The sequence below is a fragment of the Actinosynnema sp. genome (assembly GCF_052038725.1).
Genome location: NZ_JBQGCX010000384.1, coordinates 1 through 1,959, shown reverse-complemented (window position 1 = coordinate 1,959; position 1,959 = coordinate 1). Strand labels below are relative to the sequence as shown.

Here is a 1,959-nt window from a genome sequence, read left to right as displayed (position 1 = left end):
CGTTGCCGTTGTCCGGTTGCGCGCCGGTGGCGGTGGCGGGGGTGGCGCCGTAGTAGCCCCACACGCCGTTCTGGGCCATGATCACGCCGCCGGGGTCGGGCTGGACGGGGAAGCCGGTGAACTTGTCGCTGCGGTAGGCCTCCAGCACGTTGTCGTAGCCCAGGACGACGGCCGGGACCTGCTCGTAGAAGCGGCGCTGCATCTGCTTGACCAGGTCGGCGCGCTTGGCCTGGTCGAACTCGGCGCGCTGGCGGGCGTGCAGGGCGTCGTACTCGGGGTCGCAGAAGAACGTGTCGGTGGTGCCGCCCTTGCCGTCGGCTCCGGGGCGCTGGGCGCAGGTGTGCAGCGACAGGATGAAGTCGGGGTCGGGGTTGGTGCCCCAGCCGGAGAAGACCAGGTCGAAGGTCCCGGCGGTGGCGGACTCGTTGAGCTGGTTGTCGGAGACGATCTGCACGTCGACGGCGATGCCGATCTCGGCGAGGCCGCCCTTGACGAACTCGGCGGCCTGCTCGTCGTAGGCGCGGCTGGAGTGGCCGAGCAGCCGGATCTTGAGCGGGCGGCCGTCCTTGGCGCGGGTGCCGTCGGCGCCGCGCGCGTACCCTGCGGCGTCGAGGGCGGCGTTCGCGGCGGCGGGGTCGTGCGTCAGCGGGTCGGGGTCGGGCTGCGGCAGGTGGTAGGCGGGGAAGACCGGCGGGATGGGGCCGGTGCCGCGCTGGGCGTAGCCGTTGTTGACGCGGGCGATGATGGCGTCGCGGTCGATGGCCTGGGCGATGGCGCGGCGCACGACGAGGTCGCGCAGCGCGGGGTGGCCGTCGCCGATGGGCTCGCCGGTGTTGGTGGCGGCGCCGGAGTTGATCACCAGCTCGGTGAAGCGGCGGCCGTTGGCCTTGTTGCGGGTGACGCCCTCGGCGCCCTCCAGCGAGTCGAACTGGGCGGGTCCGAGGCGGTTGACCAGGTCGACCTCGCCCTTGGCCAGGGCTTGGGCGGCGGCGTCGGTGGTCTTGTAGTAGACGAAGACGAGGCTGTCGTACTCGGGGGCGCCGCGCCAGTAGGTCTTGTTGGCGGTGAAGCGGATGAACTCGTTGGGCTTGTGCTCGGCGAGCACGAACGGGCCGCTGCCCACGACCGGGCCCTGGTCGTTGGGGTAGTCGCCGACGCTGGTGACCTTCGACCAGACGTGCTCGGGGACGATGGGCACGTCCAAGGCGAGCTTGGTGGCCTGGGGCTGCTTGGTCCTGATGACGACCTCGCGGCCGTCCGGGGAGGCGGTGACGGACTCGAAGTCGGCGGTGAAGCTGCCGTTGGCGGTGGCGGCGGTGGTGTCGCGCATCATCAGGTCGTAGGTGAAGGCGACGTCGTGGGCGGTGATGTCCTGGCCGTCGGACCACTTGCGGCCCTCGGGGATGTGGAAGGTCCAGGTGAGCCGGTCCTCGCTGGAGGACCACCGGTCGGCGAGGGCGGGGACCGGGGTCTGGTCGCGCTGGTCGTAGGCGGTGAGGAAGTCGTACATGAGCCTGCCGACCTCGGTGCTGGCCTGGAAGGTGGCCAGGAACGGGTTGAGCGAGTCGACCTGCTGGGTGATCGCCACCCGTAAGACGACCTCGTTCTGGGCCTGGGCCGGTACCCCGAAGGGCAACACGGACAGACCTGCCGCCGCCGACGCGGCGGCGATACGCTGCCAGACACCCACAGTGACCCCCTCCTACACTGAGTGGATGTCAGAAATTAACCACTATGGCGGTAGTAGCGTCAAGAGTTGTCGCAAGCCGGTGGGGGTGAACCCGTGCGCGTGCTGATCTCCGCCGACATGGAGGGCGCCACCGGCGTCACCTGCACCGCCGACGTGGTGCCGCAGACCGAGCAGTGGCAGCGCTTCCGCCGGATGTTCACCGACGACGTCAACGCCTGCGCCGCGGGGCTGCTCGACGGCGGCGCGGACGACGTGCTGGTCAACGAGGC

The 1,959-nt window shown here is 70.5% G+C and carries 2 protein-coding genes; one reads left to right on the top strand and one right to left on the bottom strand.

Annotated elements, in window-relative coordinates:
• Positions 1–1,588, bottom strand: a 1,588-nt coding sequence (locus ACTUAL_RS07720) for an ABC transporter substrate-binding protein (protein ID WP_440899760.1), incomplete at its 3' end; no start/stop codon positions are given.
• Positions 1,589–1,783: 195 nt separating this feature from the next.
• Here ACTUAL_RS07720 and ACTUAL_RS07715 point away from each other — a divergent pair.
• Positions 1,784–1,959, top strand: a 176-nt coding sequence (locus ACTUAL_RS07715; protein WP_440899761.1) for a M55 family metallopeptidase, incomplete at its 3' end; no start/stop codon positions are given.